This is a genomic window from Streptomyces sp. Pv4-95 (genome assembly GCF_045782725.1).
Classification (GTDB): Bacteria; Actinomycetota; Actinomycetes; order Streptomycetales; family Streptomycetaceae; genus Streptomyces.
Window position 1 is genome coordinate 7,789,240 of the sequence record NZ_CP127172.1, and the last position, 21,240, is coordinate 7,810,479.

Genomic DNA, 21,240 nt, shown 5'->3' on the forward strand with positions numbered 1-21,240 from the left:
ACGGGCGGGCCTACTCCCGGCCGAGGCGCAGCCGCCCCCGGAGCTTGTCCACCAGCGGATACTTCTCCCGTTGCTCGCGGGACTGCCGGTCCAACTCCTCCACCAGCCGCGTGGACCTCTTCTCCACTTCCAGCTCGTCGAGGATCCGGTCGATCTCGGCCAGCAGCGCGCCGTGCAGCTGCCACTGACGCGGATGCTCCTGCACGCCGTCGAGCAGCAGATGCGCGACGACCTCGCGACTGCCCAGACTTGCGTCCAGCTCCCTGACCAGCTGCTCCTCCGCCTCCTCGGCGCTGGCGCTGACCTGACTGGTGATCAGTACCGCGAAGCTCTCGATCGAACGGGACATGTGGACGAACAGTTCGCTCAGGCCGGCGGCGATCTCGGGAGCGAACAGGGGCTCCTCGGTCCGCGCCCTGGCGAGGTCGGTCAGGGTGCGGGTCAGCGTACGCAGCACCACCGCGGCGATTTCCAGAGTGTCCAGGCCCGTCCGCAGCACCACGCGGGAGAGCATGCCCTCCTTGACGCGGGGATTCAGGCGGAGGCTCTCCTCGGCCCGCCGGAGGGCCGCGTCCACCTGCACGATGTCGTGGTCCAGCCGGCGGGCCTCGTGCAGCCGCTCGGCGGCCTCCGCCACGGAGGTGTGGCCGTGTACCTCCTCGCTGAGGGACATCAGCAGGCCCCGCATCCGGCCCGCGAGACCCTCGATGGCCTCACTGGCGGGCTGGACCCATACCGGGGGCACGAACAGCACATTGAAGAGGAGCCCGACGACCGCGCCGATCAGTGTCTCCAGCACCCGGTCCAAGGCGGTCTCGGTCACCCGTGCCACACCCAGCACCAGCATGGCGCTGATCGCCACCTCCGGGACGAATTCACCGGCCCGTACGAAGCGGCCGATCACCAGGGAGGCGAGGATGGTCAGGCCCAGGCTCCACCAGCTCAGGCCGACCATGGAGCTGAAGCCGATGGCGATGATCACGCCCACCACCACCGCGTTCACCCGGCGCATGCTGGTGGTGAGGGTCGCGAACAGGGTGACCTGGACGACGATCAGCGCGGTCAGCGGCGCGGTCAGTGGCGCCGGTTGGCTGCTCAGCACCAGGGCGACGACATAGGCGATGACGGCGGCTACGGTCGACCGGATCGTCTGGGCGACCACCGGCTCCCGGTGCCGCCGCACGAGATCCAGCAGAGGGTCGGTGACTTCAGGCACCTCTGGTCCCTTCCCGCTCCTGCGTCCCGCAGGCGAATTCCGCGGCCGGACCACCCGTGCGCCGCCGGCCGTCCCCGGGCTGGGCGGGTCGCGATGGCGCGGCTTCTCCGGCGGGAGGCGGTCAGCGTCCGGCCAGGGCATCGAACGGCGGCCGGCCGTCGATCTCCGTCTCCGTACGGGAGGTGGGCAGGACGCCGCGCGCGACCGCCTCGTCGAGGAACCTGCGGACGACTCCCGGCTCGCGGAGGTTGAGTACGTCACCGAGTGCGTTGGCGACCGCGCCGGTGTGCAGGTAGCCGTCGGGGATCAGCCGACCGGGGCCCGCGGCGGACACGAGGCGCAGGGTCGTCCTGGATTGAGGATGATGAAGGCTGAGGACCTCGCGGCATTCGGGGTGCCTGTGGCGCACCGACCAGAGCCGGGTCGTGTCGCCCACCGCGAGCCGACGGGGCTGCTGGTCTCTTCGCAGCCGGCCACGGTATCCAGCCCGGATGACCGCAGCCGGAAGGGCCGGCGGATTGCCACGGCGGGGGAGCGCTCGCTGCCGGGCGCCTACTGCCAGGGGGCCGGCCCGACACCGGAGGCCCAAGCCGTGAGGTCGTCGTGATCGAAGCAGAGAATTCCGCACCGGTCGGCGTACTCGGCCGCCGGTTCCGTGAAGGCGCTGGTGGTGATGACCACCGCGATCTCGGCCTGATGGACGGCGAAGCAGGTCCCGCCGAAGCGTTGTACCTCCTGCGAGCCGACCTTGTTGCTGTCGGTGTAGCGCTTGCACTGGATGACCAGAACGCGTCCGTCGGGAGTCGTCGCGACGATGTCGGCGCCCAGATCGTTGGCGCCGCCGACCACGCTGATGTCCTCGCACCCGGCGCGCTCGCAGAGGCGGGCCACCGCGTCCTCGAACCGGTCGCCGTCCATGCTCGCGTAGTCCTCGATCTCATCGACCTGCGCGGGCGCGTCCTCGACGGGCTCAACCGGCTCAACCGGCGCCGGTTCCGCAACGGCGCCCGGTGGCGCGGCCATGCCCGGCTCCTCCGGTGCCACCGGCCGGGTGGCGTCCGACGGCGCGGCGGAGGTCCGGGCGCCGCGCCCCTTGAGCCTGACGTAGGCCAGGGCGGTCGCGACCGCCACCACCCCGATCAGAACGAGCGCTCCCGGGCGCACTTCTGACCCTTCGACAGCAGCTCTGAGCAGCAGGCCGACACCGATGACGCCGATCACGACGATGCCGAAGGAGAACGTCAACCTCCGCATGCTGAAAGGGGGGCGGCGATTCCCGCGGCGGGTGGTCGCGAGGTGTGAACGGCGTATGGGTGTGACCATGGACGGCTGTCTCCTTGCGGCGAGTCGAAGATCGTTTAGGGCGTGTGCCCACAACTCGCCGGTTCACCACCGAAGTCCATCAGCCTGCCGGTGCGGGCAGGGCCGTCAGGCAGGGCGGGGGAGTCCGGTCCGGAGCCGGGCTACGGCCTCCAGTCGGCCCGGACGCCGCGTGGCGGCCGGGGAGGCGCTCCCGGACCGCCGTACAACTGCCGCCCCGCACCGCGCGGATCAGCGACCGCCGTCAATCCTGCGGCTGCGCTGGTCCCGGCCCGGCCCGCCGTACGGGTAGTCCGCCGCGCCCGGGTCACTGACCTTGTCCAGCCGGGCCCGCTCCTCCTCGGACAGATGCAGCCCGGCAGCGGCCAGATTGTCCGTCAGCTGCTCGATCGTGCGCGCGCCGAGGATCACCGAGGTCACGGTGGGGCGGTCGGCCACCCAGGCCAGGGCGATCTGCGCCATCGAGACGCCGCGCTCCTCGGCCAGCGTCCGCACCTCGTCCACCACAGCCCAGGTGCGCTCCACGCGCCCTCGCCGGTCGTACGCCTCCACACCGCGCTCAGGGTTCTCGCCGAGCCGGGTCGCCCCGCTCGGCCGCTCGTCGCGCCGGTACTTGCCGGTCAGCCAGCCGCCGCCGAGCGGGCTCCACGGCAGCAGCCCGAGCCCCTCGGAGGCGCAGGCCGGAGTGATCTCCCACTCGATCTCCCGGGACAGCAGGCTGTACTGCGGCTGGAGCGTCACCGGACGGGCCAGCCCGCGGAAGTCGGCGACATCCACGGTCTTCTGGATCTGCCAGCCGGTGAAGTTGGACAGCCCGACGTAATGGATCTTGCCTCGGCGCACGGCGTCGTCGAGGAAGCCCAGGGTCTCCTCGACGGGCGTGAGCGGGTCCCAGGAGTGGACCTGGTAGAGGTCGATCGTCTCGACGCCGAGCCTGCGCAACGAGGCGTCCAGCGCACGATCGAGGTGGCGGCGCGACAGACCGACGTCGTTGGGGCCGCCGCCCATCGGGAAGCGCCCCTTGGACGCGAGGACGACCTGGTCGCGTACCTCGGCGGAGGCGCCGGCCAGCCACCGGCCGACGATCTCCTCGGACACCCCCGCGCTGTACACATCGGCGGTGTCGATGAAGGTGCCGCCCGCCTCGACGAACCGGTCGAGTTGCGCGTGCGCGCCCTTCTCGTCGGTCTCGTTGCCGAACGTCATGGTGCCGAGCGCGAGCGTCGAGACACTGCATCCGCTCCGGCCCAAAGTGCGGTACTCCACGGTTGTTTCTCCTTGTCGGCAACGCGCATCGGGATCCCGCGGGCCGACCGGCCCGCGCGGTCCTCAGACTGTCGCGGACGACCGTCATCCGTCCAATAGAAGAAAGAGGATGGATTCAGCAGCTAGGCTTCTCAGTCATGGAACTACGCCAGCTCGAATACTTCGTCGCCGTCGCGGAGGAGCGTCACTTCACCAGGGCGGCGCAGCGGATGCTGGTCTCCCAGTCGGGGCTCTCCGCGTCGGTGCGGGCACTGGAGCGGGAGCTGGGCGCCCCGCTCTTCGTCCGCACCACCCGGAGCGTCGAACTCACCGGCGCGGGAAAGGCGTTGCTCCAGGAGGCGACCCGCACACTCGCGGGCGCCCGGGCCGCCAAGGAAGCGGTGGCGGCCGTCCAGGGGCTGCTGCGCGGCAGCCTCTCGGTCGGTATCGAGCAGTGCGTGACCGTGGACGTCGCGGCGCTGCTCGCACGCTTTCGCGCGCAGCACCCGAACGTCGAGGTGCACCTGCGCCAGGCCGGCTCGGTCGTGCTGGTGGACGACATCGCCGCTGGGCGCCTGGACCTGGCCTTCGTGTCGCTGCCGGGCCCGGCGCCCGACGGGGTGCGGCTGCTGCCCGTCCGCTGTGAGCCGATGGTTCTGCTCTGCCACCCCGATCACCGCCTCGCGGGCGGCGAGCAGGCGGAGTGGGCGGAGCTGCGGGGGGAGACCTTCGTGGACTTCCACCCCGACTGGGGCGCCCGCCGTCTCACCGACCGGGCCTTCGCCGCCGGCCGTACGGACCGGCATGTCGCCCTGGAGGTCTACGACGTCCACACCCTGATCGACCTCGTACGCCACGGGCTGGGCATCGCGGTCGTGCCGCGGCCCATCGCCCGCAAGCCCGAGGCGGCGAGCCTGTGCGCGCTGCCGCTGACGGGTGCGGAGGAACAGACCTGGGAGGTGTCCGTGGCCCTGCCGGCAGGCGACCGGCCGGCCCCCGCCGCCCATGAGCTGCTCTCCTACCTGGACCGCTGATGCACCTGCCGGGCCCGGAGACTTCCGGGCCCGGCAGCCTTGCGCTATCGCGCGAGCCACACCGCCTGGTCCTGGGACAGCAGGCCGTCCTCGACCGGCTCACTGGCCAGCAGTACCGACGAGTGCTCCGGCAGCCGGTACGGCTCGGCCGAGAGGTTGACGACGCAGACGAAGCCCGGCTCACGGCTGAACGCCAGCACACCGGCCGGGGCGTCCAGCCAGGTCATGTCGCCCTCACCCAGGGCCGGCAGGTCGCGGCGCAGGTGCAGCGCCCGGCGGTAGAGCTCCAGCATGGAGGCGTCGTCACCGGTCTGCGCCTCGACGCTGTGGTCCTTCCACAGCGCCGGCTGCGGCAGCCAGGGCTCGCCGGTCGCCCCGTCGGGACTGAAGCCGAACGGCGCGTCCTGCCCGGACCACGGGATCGGCACCCGGCAGCCGTCACGGCCGCGGTCGGTGTGGCCGGAGCGCTCCCAGCAGGGGTCCTGCAGGACCTCGTCGGGCAGGTCCTCGACCTCCGGCAGCCCCAGCTCCTCACCCTGGTAGACGTAGGCGCCGCCGGGCAAGGAGAGCATCAGCAGAGCGGCCGCGCGGGCCCGCCGCGTGCCGAGTTCGAAGTCCAGCGGGCCCTCGGGGCGGTAGAGCTCGTTGGCCACCCACTTCTTGACCACCTTGCGGCCGAAGCGGCTCGGATGGCGGGTGACGTCGTGATTGGAGAGCACCCAGGTGGCCGGCGCGCCGACGGCGCCGAGCGTGGCGAGCGAGCTGTCGATGACCTCCCGCAGGTCCTTGGCGTTCCACGAGGTCATCAGGAAGTCGAAGTTGAACGCGGTGTGCAGGCCGTCCTCGCGGACGTAGCGGGCGAGCCGCTCGGGGCTGGGCGCCCAGGCCTCGGCGACGAACTTGCGGTTGCCGGGGAACTCGTCGGCGACCCGGCGCCAGGCGCGGAAGATCTCGTGCACCTCGTCGCGGTCCCAGTGCGGGTGGTCGAGCCCGCCCTGCGCGGCCACGGCGCCCCCGTCCGGGCGGGGCGGCAGATCGGGCAGCTCGGGGTGCTTGACGAGGCCGTGCGCCACATCGATGCGGAACCCGTCGACGCCGCGGTGGAACCAGAACCGCAGGATGTCCTCGAACTCCGCCCGCACCTCCGGGTGTTCCCAGTTGAGGTCCGGCTGCTCGGGAGCGAACAGATGCAGATACCACTGCCCGTCGGGAAGCCGGGTCCAGGCCGGTCCGCCGAAGCAGGACTGCCAGTTGTTGGGCGGCTCGGCGCCCTCCGCGCCGCGGCCCTCCCGGAAGACGAAGCGGTCCCGCTCGGGGCTGCCCTGCCCGGCGGCGAGCGCGGCCTGGAACCACACATGCTGGTCGGAGACGTGGTTGGGCACGATGTCGGGGATGACGCGGATGCCGTGCTGATGCGCCTCCTCGATGAGCGCCTCGGCCTCGGCCATCGTGCCGAACCGCGGATCGATCTCGCGGAAGTCCGCCACGTCGTAACCGTGGTCGGCCATCGGCGACTTGTACCAGGGGTTGATCCACATGGCGTCGATTCCGAGGGACTTGAGGTACGGCAGGCGGGAGCGGATGCCGGCGATGTCACCGACTCCGTCGCCGTTGCCGTCCGCGAAGCTGCGGATGTAGACCTGGTAGATGACGGCGCTGCGCCACCACGGGGCGGTGCTGGTCATGAGCTGGGTACTCCTCGGAGCGTGATGAGGGGGGAAGAGATATCCGGTGCAGGGGGCGGGTGGTGGGTCCTACTTGGCCGCACCCGCGGTGAGCCCGGCGACGATCCGGCGCTGGAAGAGCAGCACCACGATCACGAGCGGGATGGTGACGAGGACGCCGGCCGCCATCTGACTGCCGAAGGGCGTCTCGAACTGCGAGGCGCCGGAGAACTTGGAGATCGCCACCGGCGCGGTCTGGATCTCCGGCTTGTTCGTCATCGTCAGGGCGATCAGGAACTCGTTCCAGGCGGCGATGAACGTGATGATCGCCGTGGTGAAGATGCCCGGCGCGGCGAGCGGGATGATGACCTTGCGGAACGCCTGGCCGCGGGTGCAGCCGTCGATCATCGCGGCCTGCTCCAGTTCGTCCGGCATCTGCCGGAAGAACGCGGTGAGGTTCCAGACCGCCAGCGGCAGCGTGAAGGACATGCTCGGCACGATCATCGCCTGGTAGGTGTTGATCCAGCCGAAGCCGACGAACATCTTCAGCAGCGGCACCACGATCGACACCACGGGGAACATCGAGGTGGCGATGATCAGGGTCAGCACCAGCCGCTTGAGCCGGAACTCCAGCCGCGCCATCGCGTAGGCGGTGAAGGTCGCCAGGATCAGCGCCAGGACGGTGGTGATGCCGGCCACCAGGACGCTGTTGAACAGCGCCCGGCTGAACCCCTGTGACGGGTCGAGGACCGCGAGGTAGTTCTCGAAGGAGATCCGGGTGGGGAAGGGCGAGTTCTCGAAGATGTCGGACGTCCGCCGCAGGCTCGACACCAGCATCCAGTAGAACGGTGCGAGGCAGTAGACCACGACCCCGGCGACACCCGCGTACAGCAGCCACTTGCGCCAGTTCAGGGAGAGCGTCATGCCGCCACCTCCGTGCGGCGGCGCGGCAGCAGCCGGCGGCGCCCGCGGGCCCCGTCGTCCCCGACGACATCGGCGCCGAGCAGCCGGACGAAGGCCAGCGCGATGAGGAAGACGTACACGAAGAGGATCACCGCATACGCCGCGGCCGGCCCGAACCGTACGTTCGACGCCTGGTCCTGGGCGAGCATGGAGAGGGTCTCCACCGAGGTCTTCTGCGCGCCGACGAGGATGTACGGCAGGTCGAACATGCGCAGCGCGTCGAGCGTCCGGAAGAGCACGGCGACCAGCAGGGCGGGTTTCACCAGCGGCAGGGTGATGTTCCAGAACTGGCGCAGCGGACCCGCGCCGTCGATCCGGGCCGCCTCGTACACCTCCTTGGAGATCACCTGGAGGCCGGCCAGCACGAGCAGGCCGATGAACGGTGCCGTCTTCCACACATCGGCGATGATGACCGCGACCTTGGCGTGGAAGCCGTCGGTCGTCCACAGCACCTGCTGCCCGATGAGGGCGTTGGCCACGCCGTCGGCATTGAAGATCCAGCGCCACAGCAGACCGGTGACGGCGGTGGGGATGGCCCACGGCACCAGGATGCCGGCCCGTACGAAGGCCCGGCCCCGGAAGGCGTGGTGCATGATCAACGCCATGGCCACGCCGATCACCGTCTCCAGCGCGACGGTGGTGAAGGTGAGGAACGTCGTGTTCCAGAAGGCGTTCCAGAACCTCTCACCGGCCTCCCCGAAGATCGCCGTGAAATTCTCCAGGCCCACGAACGGGTCGGTCTCCCGCACGAAGCCCGTCTTGGGGTCGAGGCCCGGCGTCCCGTACAGCGAATCCTTGAGGGCCACGATCGTCGGGTAGAGCACCACGACCGCCAGCACCAGCAGGGTCGGGGAGATCAGCAGGGCCGCGAGCCGTCCCGTGCCGGACGTCGCCCGGAGGCGTCGGCGCCGGCCTTTGGGCGGTACCGGCGACTGAGCCGGCGAATCGTCGCGCGGGCCGTCGCCCGGAGCGCCGGGGGCACGCCCCGCCGCGTCATCCCGGCTGTCTTCCTCGGTCCCGGCCGCGTTGTGCGTCTTCATCATGACGGTCTCCTCACTCCGCCGCCGGCTGCTGCCGGAGGGCCTTCTGGAGGTCCTCCAGCGCCTGCTCGCTGCTCTTGCCACCGGTCATTGCCGCGTAGGACTCCCGTTGGATGGCCGTGGTCACGTCGCCGTACCGGAAGACACGGGGCCGTGGCACGGCGTGCACGATCGACTGCTTGAGGGTGGGCAGGTACGGATACTTCTTGATCAGATCCGGGTCGTCGTAGAGCGCCGCGTACGTCGGCGCGGCCGGCGCGTGGGACAGCGTGAACCGCTGGATCTTCTGGCTCGCGAAGAAGTTCATGAAGTCGATCGCGGTGGCCTTGTTCTCTGCGGAGGCCGACAGGGCCAGGTTGTGGCCGCCCAGGCTGGAGGACCCGGCCCCGTCGAGGCCGGGCAGCGGTGCGACGCCGAACTTCCCCGCGATCTTGCTGGAGCCGTCCTTCTTCTGCGCCAGCGGATACATGTACGCCCACTGCCGCTCGAAGATCAGCTTCCCGGCCTGGAACGCCCGCCGGCCGTCCTCCTCCTGGTAGGTGACGGCGTCCTTCGGGATCGTGCCGTCCTTGAGCGAGCCGACGAGGAAGTCCAGGCCCGCCTTCGCCGCCGGGGAGTTCACCTGCGGCTTGCCCTTCGCGTCGGTGACGACACCGCCCGCGGAGTTCACGGCCTCGGCGAAGTTGACCGTCAGGCCCTCGTACTTCTGGAACTGCCCGGCGTAGCAGGACATGCCGCGCGCCTCCGGCAGCTTCTTCACCTTGGCGCAGTCCGCCTTCATCTCGGCCCAGGTGGCCGGCGGCTCGGCGATCCCGGCCTTCTTCAGCAGATCGGTCCGGTAGTACAGCATGCCGCCGTCCGAACTCGCCGGGAGCGCGTACACGCCGCCGCGGTACTTCCCGGTCTCCACGATCGGCTTCAGCATCTGCCGCAGCGGGAACCGGTCCTCCGGCAGCCTGTCGACCCACCTGTGCGCCGCGAATTCCGAGGTCCACACGGCGTCGAGCGCCAGCACCGTGTAGGCATCGGACTTCGTCTGCGCGTTCTGGATCATCTGCTGACGCTGCGCGTCGGGGTCGGTCGGCAGCTGGACGAAGGTGACCTTCTCCTTCGGGTGCGCCTTGTTCCAGCGGTCGAGCACCATCTGCACGCTGCCTGTGCTGTCCCTGCCCGCGACGTAGGTGATGGGGCCGCGCCCCTCGAAGGCGGTGGATCCCGACGTGCCGGTGGACGCGCTTCCCGCGGGGGCGCCGCACGCGGCGAGGGCGGCCAGCCCTGCGAGCACCGCGCCCGAGCCATGGGTTGCTCTTCTGGTCCTGCTCTTCACTGTCTCTCCTGCTGTTGCGGAGCGGATGGGGCTCCGCAGATCACTCGGTGGGAAGCCGCTGACCGGTCTTGGCGGAGAAGAAGTACTCCCCGCCCGGGCGGATGCGCAGGGTGACCCGCTCGCCCTTGGCGGGCGGGGTGCGTGGATCGACGCGGGCGATGACGGCGGCCGGGGTTCCTTCGTGGCCGTCGAGGTCACCGTAGGCGTAGGCCTCGGAGCCGAGCTCCTCCACCATGGTCACGGTCATGCTCAGACCGGGTTCACCGGCGCCGACGGGCTCCAGGGCCTCGGGCCGGAAGCCGAGTACGAGCTTGTCGCCGCCCTCGTCCGCGACCGCGGCCAGGACACGGCGGCTCAGCGGGATGGCCGCGCCCCCGATCCGCGCGGAGCCCTCCCCGATGGGCACTTCCTGGAGGTTCATCGTCGGCGAGCCGATGAAGGACGCCACGAACACGTTCGCCGGCTCCGCGTAGAGGGTGCGGGGGGCGGCGCACTGCTGGAGCAGCCCGTCCTTGAGCACGGCGACCCGGTCGCCCATCGTCATGGCCTCGACCTGGTCGTGGGTGACGTAGACGGTGGTGACCGCGAGCCGCCGCTGGAGCGCGGCGATCTGGGTTCGGGTCTGGACACGCAGCTTGGCGTCCAGGTTGGACAGCGGTTCGTCCATCAGGAAGACCTGCGGCTCGCGGACGATGGCGCGGCCCATGGCGACGCGCTGGCGCTGGCCTCCGGAGAGCGCCTTGGGCTTGCGCTCCAGATACGGCTCCAGGTCGAGGATCCCGGCGGCTTCCTGCACCCGGCTGCGTATCTCGGCCTTGCCGACCCCGGCGATCTTCAGGGCGAATCCCATGTTGTCGCCGACGCTCATGTGCGGGTAGAGGGCGTAGTTCTGGAACACCATGGCGATGTCGCGGTCCTTCGGCGGCAGGTGCGTCACGTCCCGCCCGCCGATGCGGATCACGCCGTCGTCCACGTCCTCCAGACCCGCCAGCATGCGCAGGCTGGTGGACTTGCCACATCCCGACGGTCCCACCAGGACCAGGAATTCGCCGTCGGCGATGTCCAGATGGAGGGTGTCGACCGCGGGGCGATCGCCACCCGGATAGCGCCGGGTCACTTTCTCGAATCCGACAGTGGTCATGCGGGTCCCTTCACCGGCAGGGGAGTTGCCGGACGGTGCATGCGGAGAAAGGGGCCGATGTGCGGCGCCGGGGTGCGGCCCGAGCGGGGCCGTAGGCCGCGCCGCGACCCAGGGAAACACGCGTGGTGGAGATGATGACTGCGCTGTCTCACCGCCGGTGGGGGGTACTCCCAATGTCAGCGGTACAGAGATCGATTCGCTGCGGGTTACGCCAATCGCTCCGTAACAACGCTTGCAAGCTAAGAGCGGGCGAAGGTGAAGTCAACGCGTTACGTGCCGGTAACCTGCTGCTATTGCGCCTGTATTGTGCACCTTTTAGGGCCCCTTTTCGCAGCTGGAGCCCGTAATTGCAGCGGGACAGCGTTGTCAGATGTCGTTCGTGACAGCGCTGTCTCGAACGGTTCCCGGTGTGGCCGCATGGTGCTACCGTCCCGACATGCCACCAGCTCAGCGGCACCCGACTCTGGCCGACGTCGCCGAACGCGCCGGGGTCTCCGCCTCCACCGTCTCCCGCACGCTCCGCGGGCTCTCGACCGTCTCGCCCGACGTACGCGCCCGGGTAGAGAAGGCCGCCCGCGAGATGAACTTCGTCGTCTCGCGCCAGGCATCCAGCCTGGTCACCGGCAAGACCGGCGTGGTCGCGGCCCTCGTGCCCACCCTCAACTCCTGGTTCATCGGCTCGGCACTGTCCAGCCTCGGCCCGGTGCTGCGCGAGTCCGGCCTGGAGCTGCTGGTCTACATCACGCCCGACATGGACGAGCGGTCGACTTTCTTCGAGCGCCTGCCGGCCCGGCGGAACGCCGACGCGCTGCTGGTCTTCTCCTTCGACCTCTCCAAGGAGGAGAGCGCGCGTCTGGACGACCTCAACATGCCGGTGATCTACATCAGCCAGCACGCCGAGGGCCGGCCCAGCGTGTACGTCGACGACGTGCGGGGCGCGCACCGCGCCACCCAGCACCTGCTCAATCTCGGGCACCGCCGGATCGCCTTCGTCAAGACGATCGGCGCCAGCGGATTCACCTTCAGCTCCCACGAGCGGCTGATCGGCTATCAGCAGGCGCTCGACGAGGCGGGCATCGTCCCGGACGACGACCTCGTGGTCGACACCCTGGTCGCCGACAAGCGCGGCACGATGGAGGCGATCGGTCGGCTGCTCAGCCTGCGCGAACCGCCCACCGCTGTCTTCGCGGAACAGGACGAGGTCGCGGTCTCCGTGATCTGGACGCTGCGGCAGAGCAATGTCGCGGTACCCGAGCGGATGTCGGTGGTGGGCTTCGACGACCATCAGATGGCCGAGTGGTCGGACCTCACGACGATGGCCCAGTCCCCTTCGGACATCGGGCGCGCCGCAGCCGATCTGGCCCTCTCCCTCATCAACGAGCCGGACGCGGACCAGGCGCGGCACGTCGTACTGCCCACCCGGCTGATCCCGCGCGGCAGCACGGCCCCGGCGCCCGCACCTGCCACGGATGCCGCTGCCGCAGGTGAGGCGCCCGAATAACCGTCGCGGGCCGGGTGCCACAGGCAAGGTGGGAACAGCTGCCCGGGGCCAGGTTTTCCCGTCCGGTCTCAGGGCACGCGGACTTTTGCAAGGCCGTGCAGCGGCTTTTCCACCCCGGCTCTGCGCCGGGAAGCAGGACGGAGGAGGAGAACCATGTTGAAGGCGATCGCAGATGTGCTCCGGGCCATCGGCGGTGCCATCGCCACCGTCGTCACCCTGCCGTTCCGGGCCGTCGCCCGGCTCTTCGGCGGCGCTTCGGACACTGCGCACGGTCACCACTGAGAGCAGGGGCGAATCGCCCCTCCCGGCGGAAAACCGCATGGTGCCCCACGGAGTGTGGCACCATCCCTGACGCCCCGGCTGGTCTCCCCCGTCCAGCCGGGGTTTTCCGCGTCCAGGAGACCTGGCCTGCGGAAGTGCGGCCCGCAGGCCGCCACGGGGCTCCGCCGCGTCAACGGGGGACGGGTGTGCCCGTGCCACGCCGCGACGCGCGGTGGCGAAACCGCAGCGGCCGGTCCGCCCGACCACTGTGGCAGTGGTGGGGTGGACCGGCCGGAGCGTCTGTCCAGCTGAGCCGTCAGCCGTGTTGCGTCAGCGGTGAGCGCGGCCACCGCCGTTGAGGCCGGCGTTGGCCCCGGTCACCGTGCACTTCACCAGGTCGAGAAGTGCGCCCAGACCGGCGTTGGCCTGCTGGGGAACGTCGTTCGGCAGGTTGCCGTTCGTATGAGCCGGACGGGTGTCCGCGCAGCGGGGTGTGTCGGCGGCTGCCGGTCCCGCCGACACGATGCCGGCTCCTCCTGCCAGGACACCCGCGCAAGCAGCGAGTACCGCGGTCTTCTTGATCTTGTTCATCACGTCACCTTTCCTTCGCCCGAGCCCGACTGGCCGGGACACTTTTCTCACCCGCCTCCGGCCAGGTGCTTCACCGACCGAGGCTTCTCGCGAGGGGCGTACATATCGCCCACCCGCCCTCGGCGGTGTCTGTCGGTGCCGCGGCCCGCAGGCTGGACTGCTGAGTCGGCCGCGGCCGGGAAGCCCCTCCGCCATGGGTGGGCGTATGGGTTCGGCTCCGGGGTGCTGTTGACACCACGCACTCTCCTCGAAGGAAATCGATCGGGTGCGGCAATCGTCACCAGCCCGGTGGGCAACGGCCACCGGTCCCGGCCCATCGGAGTGACCACCTCCCGAGCGGGCTTCTCGGGACATGCCGAACGGCCCATCAACTTCGGGGCGCTCATTGCCCGGCGCCCTGCCGGCCCGCCCTCACCGGTCAAAGCGAGGGCCGAAGTCATGGACTGAATCCGGATCAGCTGCTGCCGGGAGGGGAGAGCCCGTGCCGGGGCAGCCGGCAGGGAAGCCCGTACCGGACAGCCGGCCGGGCGATCTGACCATCCATCGGGCGGAGAGAACGCGGGGGCAGGCCGGGGCTGAAGCCCGGGAGCGGCAGGTCCGTTCGTGTGTGCTGTCCGCCCGCCATCCGGCGGAAGGGGCACCCGTGGTGCCGTCGACGCCGGGTAACCGAACGAACCGGCGCGTCCTCACATCGACCGGGGCAGGACACGCCGTGGCGTAGCCGGCTTCGGTCGGCCGGGAACGTCTTGCCGATCGGCCGGGGGCGGGGCTTCGGACGCTTCCCACGGGCCGGACCCCGCTGCCTCTGCAGGCCGTGGCGGAAGTGTGAGTGCCGATCAGGGCGACAGCGCGGTACCGAGGGAGTCGGCGCCCATGATCTTCGGCGCGCCCTTCTCGTAGAAGACGTCCAGTTCGGCCACCGTGAATCCGGCGGCCGTCAGCATGTCGACGGTCGGCCGGGTGAGGTGGCATCCGCCGAAGAGCCGACGCTGCATCGGCTCGAAGCGGCGCTGCCGGCTCCGCACCTTTTCGTCCTCCTCGGGCGCCAGCCCGTGCTCCACGAAATGCAGGGCCCCGCCGGGCTTCAGGACGCGGCGCAACTCGCGGAGCGCGGCATCGGCGTCCGGAATGGTGCACAGCGTCCACGTCGACAGGGCGGCATCGAAGCTGTTGTCGTCGAACGGCAGCGACTGGCCGTCCAGACCGGCCCGCTGCACCGGGACCCGGGTCTTGGCGAGGCGCTTGCCGGCGAGTCTCCACCCCAGGTCGGACGGCTCGACCGCGGCTACGCGGGTGATGGTGTCCGGGTAGAACGGCACGTTGTGCCCACTGCCGAAGCCGATCTCGATGATGTCGCCCTGGAGACCTTCGCAGACGCGTTGTCTCAGAGGGCCGGCCGGCTTGGCCCCGCACAGGACATTGATGATTCGCGGCAGCACGCGCTCGTCGTAGAACCCCATCACGACCTCCGGTTCTCGGTTTCCAGCATGGCACCGGCGAGGTAGGCGCGCACCGCTCGGTTGCGGGAAACACGCGCTCGTGCAGTCGGCCGTATGCGTCTGCGACAGCGCGCGGCCCGCGTGGCCGAAGCGTTCGACGCGCCGGACCCGGGGCAGGTGTCCGGCGCGCCTCGGGGCAGGGGCGGGTTGCCCGGCCTCTCAGGACAGTGCGTTGACCGTGCTGCGGACCTTGTTCACGATGCCGGCCGGGAGTGTCGCGTACCCCTGGAAGCTCAGGTCCTCCTGGCCCTTCTTGCTCGCGCTGTACGTCAGGAATGCCTTGGTCGCGGGCCAGGTCGCCGGCTTGTTGCCCTTGTCGCAGACGATTTCGTAGGTGACCACGTCGACCGGGTAGGCCCCGGGCGCCTTCGTCGCGTGGTTGATCTGGAGCGTGAGGTCCTTGCCCTTGCCGACGATCTTGGAGTCGGCGATCGACTTGGAGGCGGAGAGAATGCTGGGCTGGACCGGGGCCGGTGCTCCGGTGGAGAGGGCGACCGTCGGAATGTTGCGAGCGGCCGCGTAGGACAGCTCGAAGTATCCGATGGACCCCTCGGTCTGCTTCACCTTGTCGGCGAGGCCCGAGGAACTCTTGGCCGACTGGCCTCCCTTGGCCTTCCACTCCTTGCTGTGCTCGTATGGCCAGGCGTCCGGAGCGGCCGTCCTCAGGTACGAGGTGAAGCCGTCGGTCGTGCCGGAGGAGTCGGACCGGTGCGCCGCCCGGATCTGTGTCGACGGCAGCTCGACACCGGAGTTGAGCTTCGCGATGGCCGGGTCGTTCCACGTCGTGATCCGTGCGTTGAAGATCTTGGCGAGCGTGGGGGCGTCCAGGGTCAGTTCCTTCATGCCCGGGAGATTGAAGCCGACCGCGACCGGACCGCCGACCATCGGCAGATGCACGGCCTGCCCCCTCCCCGAGCAGACCTTCTTGGAGCGGGATACCTGCTCGGTGCTCAGCGCGGAGTCGGAACCCGCGAAGGAGGTCCGGCCCGCGAGGAAGTCGTCCTGGCCGCCGCCGGACCCGTTGCCCGTGTAGTTGATCTTGATGTCGGGACAGGCGCGTGTGTATTTCTTGATCCAGTTCTGCATCGCGTACTGCTGAGCCGTCGAGCCGGAGGCCCGCAGAGTGGCCGCCTTCCCGCACGGGATGCCGCCCGCGTCGCTGGTCGCGGCGGCAGCGGTGGGGGTGGGGGAGGCGTCGGTGGAGCCGGAGTTGTCACTCGCACCACAGGCCGTCAGGGCCAGGGCTCCCGCGATGGCCGCCGAGCCGACAGGCAGACCGCGCAGGCCGTTCATCCGCTGCTGCCTCACTCTGGGGGTGCTCCTGTCTGCGGGCGGCCGGTGCCGGCGGGGCGGAGGGGTGATCGCCCGGCCACTGCCCAGGTGTTCAATGTGAATAACCATACGCAATCATGCGAAATCGGTGGGTAATGAAGGGTGGGAGTGTTCCGCCCGGGCAGGGCGGCGACGAACAACCTCGTCAACGGCATCTCCTGCGCGCTCCCGCGACGGCATCGCCGAGGTCGTGGACCCGCCCGCCGCATGTACAGGACACGTCAGGGCACCCGCTGTGTCATGGGAATGCTGATGCGTCTGGAACGTGTGGTGGAAGACTGCGAAAGCGCCCTGCTCGCCAAGGTCTTCCACTCCGAACCTGTCCAATTGTTCGAGGACCTGCGGAGGGAGTGCGACGAGCAGGCCGTGGTGTGCAGTCACGAGCGAGTCCTGGTCCCGAATGCCTACACGGTCGAACTCGCCGGGGCGGTGCATGACGAGCTGGCCGCCCATGGTGGGCAGATAGGGGAGGAACTGGTCGACGTCCTGGCCAGGCATGCGGCGGATCGTGGATACGAGTGGGCCGGCCCTCTCACCGTGCATGTCGTCAGGTCCGACGAGGTGCCGAATGGCAGGTACCGGATATCGAGCACCGCCATGGCCCATATCCCCGGTGCCGGGCCCAAGCCCCCCGAGGCCGAGGCGAAGGACCGGGCCACGGCCGAGCCGACGCAGGAACGGAAGGCGTCGGCAGCCGACCGGGAAGAGGCCGGCTCTGTGGTTGCCCCGGTCTGACGTGCGGCACCGTCCGAGGACTCCGTCCGCACCCAGAAGCCGTGTTGAGGTGGCTGCCGGGCACTCGGCAGCCACCTCGATCAGCTGAGCGCGCGCCCCTCCTACGCCCTGGGCGCCTGAGCCCCACCGGTGCGCACGCCGCGCGCAGTACGCCGCCCCCTAGCAGTCGCAGCTACAGCAATCGCAACAATCACAGGATTCGCAGCAATCGCAGTCGCGGCAGCACCCCTCGCGCTTCTTGCGCGACCACGGCCCCTCGTACTCCTTCGCGCAGCACAGTTTGCAGGTGCAGCAGAGCCCGATGGCGACCGCGCAGCCCGCGAGGAAACCGCGGGGCTTCTTCGGCTGGTGCGAGAAGTGCGACCCGCCCCCGTCACCGCCTCCGCCGTATCCGCCGCCGGAGGCGCCGGGCGGCATCGGGCCCTTCCCGTAAGGGTTCTGCCGGCCGTTCAGGTGCTGCGGACCATGGGCGTACGGGCCGCCTGCCGCCACCTGGCCGTACTCGGGAGGCTGCCCGTACGGGGACGGCCGGCCGTGGTGCGGGGACCGGTCGTCGTACGGTCCTGGCACGCCGTTGCCCGTGTGGGAGCAGGCAGCCGTTCCGAAGGCCCGGTCCACCGACCGTCGCAGTTCGTGCACCAACAGGACGTGCACCAGGGCCGAGTCGGCGAACTCCACCTCGCGCAGGGTGAGCCGTATGCCGTGCAGCGCGTCGTCGCACAGGCGGCGGGCCTGCGCGACCGAGGCGCCCGTGGCGGTGAGCGGATTCCAGGATCCTTCGGCGGCGTCGGCCGCGCGGTCCTCCACCGCGTCGAGGAGGTGCGCCAGCCTCCCGAAGAGGCGCCCGGCTTCGGCCAGCGGCGCGGCGTTGCCCGGCCGGCCTGCCAGCACCGCGGTGTGGGCGAAGGCCGCGGCGGTCGCGGTCTCCGTGGGCTCGGTGATGGTGGTGAGCGGGGTGAGCGGACCGGCCAGCGCCTCGATGCCGAGCTGTCGGTCGACCGCGTCGACCAGTACGGAGGTGTCGAAGCCGAGCGTGGCGCCGGTGCCGGCCCCCGCGCGGTCCCAACCCGCGGCGACCTTGCGTGCGGCGGCGGCAATGGGCCTGCGGCGGAGCAGCCCGTTGCGGTCCGCGACATGGTCACGAATCTTGGCCGAAGCGAGGACGAGGGATACCGATGCCGCAAGTCGCGCGCCCTCGCCCTTCGCGACGGACGCGGTCCGCATCCCCCGGAGCGGGCAGGGGCCGGCGGTGCGCCGCCGGTCCTCGGTGTGACCGGACTGAGCGTCGGTCAGGACGGACACGATCAGCCCGTCGTAATTCGTCACGACGCGGGCGAACTGGCCGTGATCGCCGCGCAGGGCGAGACAGAGGCCGCAGAGATGGGCCATCCACTCCGCTTTGAGCCCTTGGGACAGGCGATGTGTGCAGGGCCTGACTATCCCGAACATGTGAAACCCCCGTATGACGTCGCGTACGACCTGGACCTCGGTTGGCAGCGGCGGGAAAAGCGTACCGACGGCGCCGTTGACCTGGGTGGATACCCCGGATTGTGCGCCGGGGCCGGTGCCTGTGTCGATGGCCGGGAGCGTTTCGGCCGTGCCCTGGGCCCGCATCGGTGAGCGTTGCCGTTGCTCGTGCCGTTGCGGCGGTGTTCGGGGGCCGTCATGCAGAGCGCAGCGCGGCCTCTTCGTACGCCGCCGGCTCGATACCGGAACCAGCGGCTTCGCGCTGCTCGCCCCGGGGTCCCCGGGCTCCGCCCCTCTGGCAGGCGCACTCGTCAGGTGCGAGGGTGGTGGGATGGACGTTTCGGCGAAGACGTTCAGCGAAGGGCCGGAAGACCCGTTCGCGGTGCGTCGTGCGGCCTCCGCGGTGCTGGACCACCGAGGGCGGATCGTCGGCTGGAGCGAGCGGGCCGAGGCGCTTCTCGGCCACCGGCCGCAGGAGGCACTGGGCCGGGAGGCGGCGGACCTCCTTGTCGAGCCGGCCGATCTCGGGCTCGTCCAAGAGGCCGTGGCCACGTGCGTCGGCGAGGGCGGATGGTTCGGAGTCGTGCCCGTCCGGGACCGCGAAGGGCACCGCGTGGAAGTCGGCTGCCGAGTGCGGGCCGTCAAGCGAGCGGCCACCGAGGTCGAGTGGTTCGTCGTCGCCGCGCCCGCCGAGGAAGTCATCCAGTGGGAGACGGACCGTTCGGTGCTGGACGGGCTCTTCCGCCGCTCGCCGATCGGCCTCTCCGTGCACGCGCCGGACCTCAGCATTCTGCGGGTGAACCGGGCGATCGCACGGTTCAGCGGCATCCCGACCGAGCAGCACCGGGGGCGCGGCACCAACGAGTTCCTCATTCCGGCGGACAGTGAGACGTCGGAGGCCAAGCTGCGGGAGGTCCTCAGGACCGGCAAGTCGGCGATCTTCGCCGAGCAGCCGTGCCGGCTCCGGCAGGACCCCGACCAGGAGCTGGTGGTGTCCGTATCGGCCTTCCGGCTGGAGGATCCCGCCGGAAGGGTCCTCGGCGTCACCCAGACGGTGGAAGACGTCACCGATCGCTATCGGTCCCGACGCCGGCTGGCGCTGCTCAGCGAGGCGGGGTCCAGGATCGGGACCACGCTGGACGTCGAGCGGACGGCACGGGAGCTGGCCGAGGTGGCGGTGCCCGAACTCGCGGACTTCGTCGCGGTCGATCTCCTGGAGCCGGTGACCCGCGGTGCGGAACCCACCGCGGATGCCTCGGGCGCGCTGTACAGGATCGCGACCCACGGTGTCTCCCTGGAATCGCACCAGCCGATGCCTGAGGAAGGCACCCTCCGCTTCACCCCGAACGCGCTGCAGGCGCGGTGCCTGGCGGAACGGCGCCCGGTGCACAGGACCCACCTGCACAGCAACGATGAGTGGGGTGACCAGGCGCAGGCCGAGGACACCCCCGCGCCGGGCGCCCACTCTCTGATCATGGTGCCGCTCACGGCCCGTGGGCTCGTGCTGGGGCTGCTCACCCTGTGGCGGGTGGACCGGCCCGAACCCTTCGAGACGGACGACCTGACGCTCGCCGAGGAACTCGCCTCCCGCGCCGCACTCTCCATCGACAACGCGCGCCGCTACACCCAGCAGCACCAGGCGGCGCTCACGCTTCAGCACAGCCTGCTGCCGCGGGAGGTGCCCGAGTACCCGGCCGTCGAGATCGCCCATCGGTATCGGCCGGCCGACCCGGCCGCGGGAGTGGGCGGCGACTGGTTCGATGTCATCGCGCTCTCCGGGCTGCGCGTCGCCCTCGTCGTCGGGGATGTCGTCGGCCACGGCATCCACGCCGCGGCCACCATGGGACGCCTCCGCGCCGCGGTGCACACCCTGGCCAACCTCGACCTCACCCCGGACGAGGTCGTCTCCAACCTCGACGAACTGGTGGACCGCCTGGCCGCGGAGCAGGAGCCTGCCGACGAACACTCGCCCCAGGTCGTGGGCGCGACCTGCCTGTACGCGGTCTACGACCCGGCGTCCCGCTGCTGCACCTTCGCCCGTGCGGGCCACCCACCGCCGGCAGTGGTGAGCCCCGATGGGCACGCCCGCGTTCTGGACCTGCCCGCCGGTCCGCCCCTGGGGCTGGGCGGGCTGCCCTTCGAGTCCACCGAGGTGGAGCTGGCCGAGGGCAGCCTCCTCGCCCTCTACACCAACGGCCTGATCGAGGCAGGCGGGCAGGACCCCGACGAGGGGCTGTCGTGCCTGCTCGGCGCACTGTCCGTGCCGGCCGGCTCGCTGGAGGAGACCTGCAAGGCCGCGGAGGACGCCCTGCTGCCCGACCGGCCCGCCGACGATGTGGCGCTCCTGGTGGCACGTACCCGAGTCCTGGCCGCCGAGCAGGTCGCGACGTGGCGGCTGGAGTCCGGACCGGAGGCCGCCGGACGGGCCAGGGCCCTGACGACGGAGCAGCTGGAGCGGTGGGGGCTGGAGGAGATGGCCTACACCGCCGAGCTGATCGTGAGCGAGCTGGTCACCAACGCCTACCGGTACGCGGACGGGGAGATCACGCTACGGCTCATCCGCGACCGCAGCCTGATCTGCGAGGTGACCGACTCCAGCAGCACATCCCCGCATCTGCGCCGGGCCCGGAACACCGACGAGGGCGGTCGCGGGCTCTTCCTCGTCGCCCGGCTCACCGAGCGGTGGGGCACTCGCTACGGGCGCGACGGCAAGACCATCTGGGCCGAGCACCCCCTGACACCTCAGGGCGGCGCCGTAACGCTGTGAGGCCGCGGAGCGCCTGCCGGGGGAGACCCTTCGGGCGCTCCGCCCTTCGGCAGCGACCACGGCCGGCCCGAGAATTTCGCGACCGAAGCCTTGACTATGGGCAAATCGGGAGGAAAATGTTCAATACGCCAGAAAAC

The 21,240-nt window shown here is 70.4% G+C and carries 18 protein-coding genes; 5 read left to right on the forward strand and 13 right to left on the reverse strand.

Features of this window, described 5'->3' with window-relative positions; genetic code table 11:
* Positions 1 to 10: 10 nt before the first annotated feature.
* From QOM21_RS34130 to QOM21_RS34145, 4 genes are all read right to left on the reverse strand, one after another.
* A complete protein-coding gene (locus QOM21_RS34130) occupies positions 11 to 1,216 on the reverse strand; it encodes an FUSC family protein (protein WP_407554919.1) in 1,206 nt (401 codons plus the stop codon).
* A 121-nt stretch (positions 1,217 to 1,337) separates the two neighbouring features.
* On the reverse strand, positions 1,338 to 1,550 hold the full coding sequence (locus tag QOM21_RS34135; RefSeq protein ID WP_407554921.1) for a hypothetical protein: 213 nt from the start codon (positions 1,548 to 1,550) through the stop codon (positions 1,338 to 1,340).
* Between the two features lie 218 nt (positions 1,551 to 1,768).
* Positions 1,769 to 2,470, reverse strand: coding sequence for a restriction endonuclease (locus tag QOM21_RS34140; RefSeq protein WP_407554923.1), 702 nt, complete (start codon positions 2,468 to 2,470; stop codon positions 1,769 to 1,771).
* A gap of 297 nt (positions 2,471 to 2,767) precedes the next feature.
* The gene (locus tag QOM21_RS34145) at positions 2,768 to 3,802 is read right to left on the reverse strand and encodes an aldo/keto reductase (protein ID WP_407554925.1); all 1,035 of its coding nucleotides are present in this window, start codon (positions 3,800 to 3,802) and stop codon (positions 2,768 to 2,770) included.
* 137 nt (positions 3,803 to 3,939) lie between these two features.
* Between QOM21_RS34145 and QOM21_RS34150 the strand changes: the two genes are divergently transcribed.
* Positions 3,940 to 4,815, forward strand: coding sequence for a LysR family transcriptional regulator (locus QOM21_RS34150; RefSeq protein WP_407554926.1), 876 nt, complete (start codon positions 3,940 to 3,942; stop codon positions 4,813 to 4,815).
* Between the two features lie 44 nt (positions 4,816 to 4,859).
* Here QOM21_RS34150 and QOM21_RS34155 read toward each other — a convergent pair whose 3' ends face one another.
* From QOM21_RS34155 to QOM21_RS34175, 5 genes are all read right to left on the reverse strand, one after another.
* Positions 4,860 to 6,500: a glycoside hydrolase family 13 protein gene (locus QOM21_RS34155; RefSeq protein ID WP_407554928.1), complete on the reverse strand. Its 1,641-nt coding sequence runs from the start codon at positions 6,498 to 6,500 to the stop codon at positions 4,860 to 4,862.
* Positions 6,501 to 6,569: 69 nt separating this feature from the next.
* Positions 6,570 to 7,403: a carbohydrate ABC transporter permease gene (locus tag QOM21_RS34160; RefSeq protein WP_393891229.1), complete on the reverse strand. Its 834-nt coding sequence runs from the start codon at positions 7,401 to 7,403 to the stop codon at positions 6,570 to 6,572.
* On the reverse strand, positions 7,400 to 8,485 hold the full coding sequence (locus tag QOM21_RS34165) for a carbohydrate ABC transporter permease (RefSeq protein ID WP_407554930.1): 1,086 nt from the start codon (positions 8,483 to 8,485) through the stop codon (positions 7,400 to 7,402). The genes QOM21_RS34160 and QOM21_RS34165 overlap by 4 nt, the downstream gene beginning before the upstream one ends.
* 10 nt (positions 8,486 to 8,495) lie before the next feature.
* A complete protein-coding gene (locus tag QOM21_RS34170) occupies positions 8,496 to 9,809 on the reverse strand; it encodes an ABC transporter substrate-binding protein (protein ID WP_407554932.1) in 1,314 nt (437 codons plus the stop codon).
* Positions 9,810 to 9,849: 40 nt separating this feature from the next.
* Complete coding sequence (locus tag QOM21_RS34175) at positions 9,850 to 10,950, reverse strand: ABC transporter ATP-binding protein (protein WP_407554933.1); 1,101 nt, start codon at positions 10,948 to 10,950, stop codon at positions 9,850 to 9,852.
* Positions 10,951 to 11,386: 436 nt separating this feature from the next.
* Between QOM21_RS34175 and QOM21_RS34180 the strand changes: the two genes are divergently transcribed.
* Positions 11,387 to 12,451, forward strand: coding sequence for a LacI family DNA-binding transcriptional regulator (locus QOM21_RS34180; protein ID WP_407554935.1), 1,065 nt, complete (start codon positions 11,387 to 11,389; stop codon positions 12,449 to 12,451).
* A 153-nt stretch (positions 12,452 to 12,604) separates the two neighbouring features.
* The gene (locus QOM21_RS34185) at positions 12,605 to 12,733 is read left to right on the forward strand and encodes an LPFR motif small protein (RefSeq protein ID WP_263398772.1); all 129 of its coding nucleotides are present in this window, start codon (positions 12,605 to 12,607) and stop codon (positions 12,731 to 12,733) included.
* A gap of 309 nt (positions 12,734 to 13,042) precedes the next feature.
* Here QOM21_RS34185 and QOM21_RS34190 read toward each other — a convergent pair whose 3' ends face one another.
* The 3 genes from QOM21_RS34190 to pstS all read right to left on the reverse strand — a co-directional run bounded on the left by QOM21_RS34190 (position 13,043) and on the right by pstS (position 16,110).
* Positions 13,043 to 13,303: a hypothetical protein gene (locus QOM21_RS34190; RefSeq protein ID WP_407554937.1), complete on the reverse strand. Its 261-nt coding sequence runs from the start codon at positions 13,301 to 13,303 to the stop codon at positions 13,043 to 13,045.
* Positions 13,304 to 14,139: 836 nt separating this feature from the next.
* On the reverse strand, positions 14,140 to 14,763 hold the full coding sequence (locus QOM21_RS34195) for a class I SAM-dependent methyltransferase (RefSeq protein WP_407554939.1): 624 nt from the start codon (positions 14,761 to 14,763) through the stop codon (positions 14,140 to 14,142).
* 198 nt (positions 14,764 to 14,961) lie between these two features.
* Entirely contained in the window at positions 14,962 to 16,110 is a 1,149-nt protein-coding gene (gene pstS / locus QOM21_RS34200) for a phosphate ABC transporter substrate-binding protein PstS (protein ID WP_407554940.1), read from the reverse strand.
* Between the two features lie 276 nt (positions 16,111 to 16,386).
* On the opposite strand from pstS, the gene QOM21_RS34205 reads away from it, so the two are divergent.
* The gene (locus QOM21_RS34205) at positions 16,387 to 16,869 is read left to right on the forward strand and encodes a DUF3662 domain-containing protein (protein WP_407554942.1); all 483 of its coding nucleotides are present in this window, start codon (positions 16,387 to 16,389) and stop codon (positions 16,867 to 16,869) included.
* A gap of 159 nt (positions 16,870 to 17,028) precedes the next feature.
* Here the strand turns inward: QOM21_RS34205 and QOM21_RS34210 are convergent, their stop codons facing one another.
* Positions 17,029 to 18,318 carry a DUF5685 family protein gene (locus tag QOM21_RS34210; protein WP_407554944.1) on the reverse strand — a complete coding sequence of 430 codons (1,290 nt, stop codon included), beginning with the start codon at positions 18,316 to 18,318 and terminating at the stop codon, positions 17,029 to 17,031.
* Between the two features lie 349 nt (positions 18,319 to 18,667).
* On the opposite strand from QOM21_RS34210, the gene QOM21_RS34215 reads away from it, so the two are divergent.
* Complete coding sequence (locus tag QOM21_RS34215; RefSeq protein ID WP_407554945.1) at positions 18,668 to 21,103, forward strand: SpoIIE family protein phosphatase; 2,436 nt, start codon at positions 18,668 to 18,670, stop codon at positions 21,101 to 21,103.
* Positions 21,104 to 21,240 lie beyond the last annotated feature (137 nt).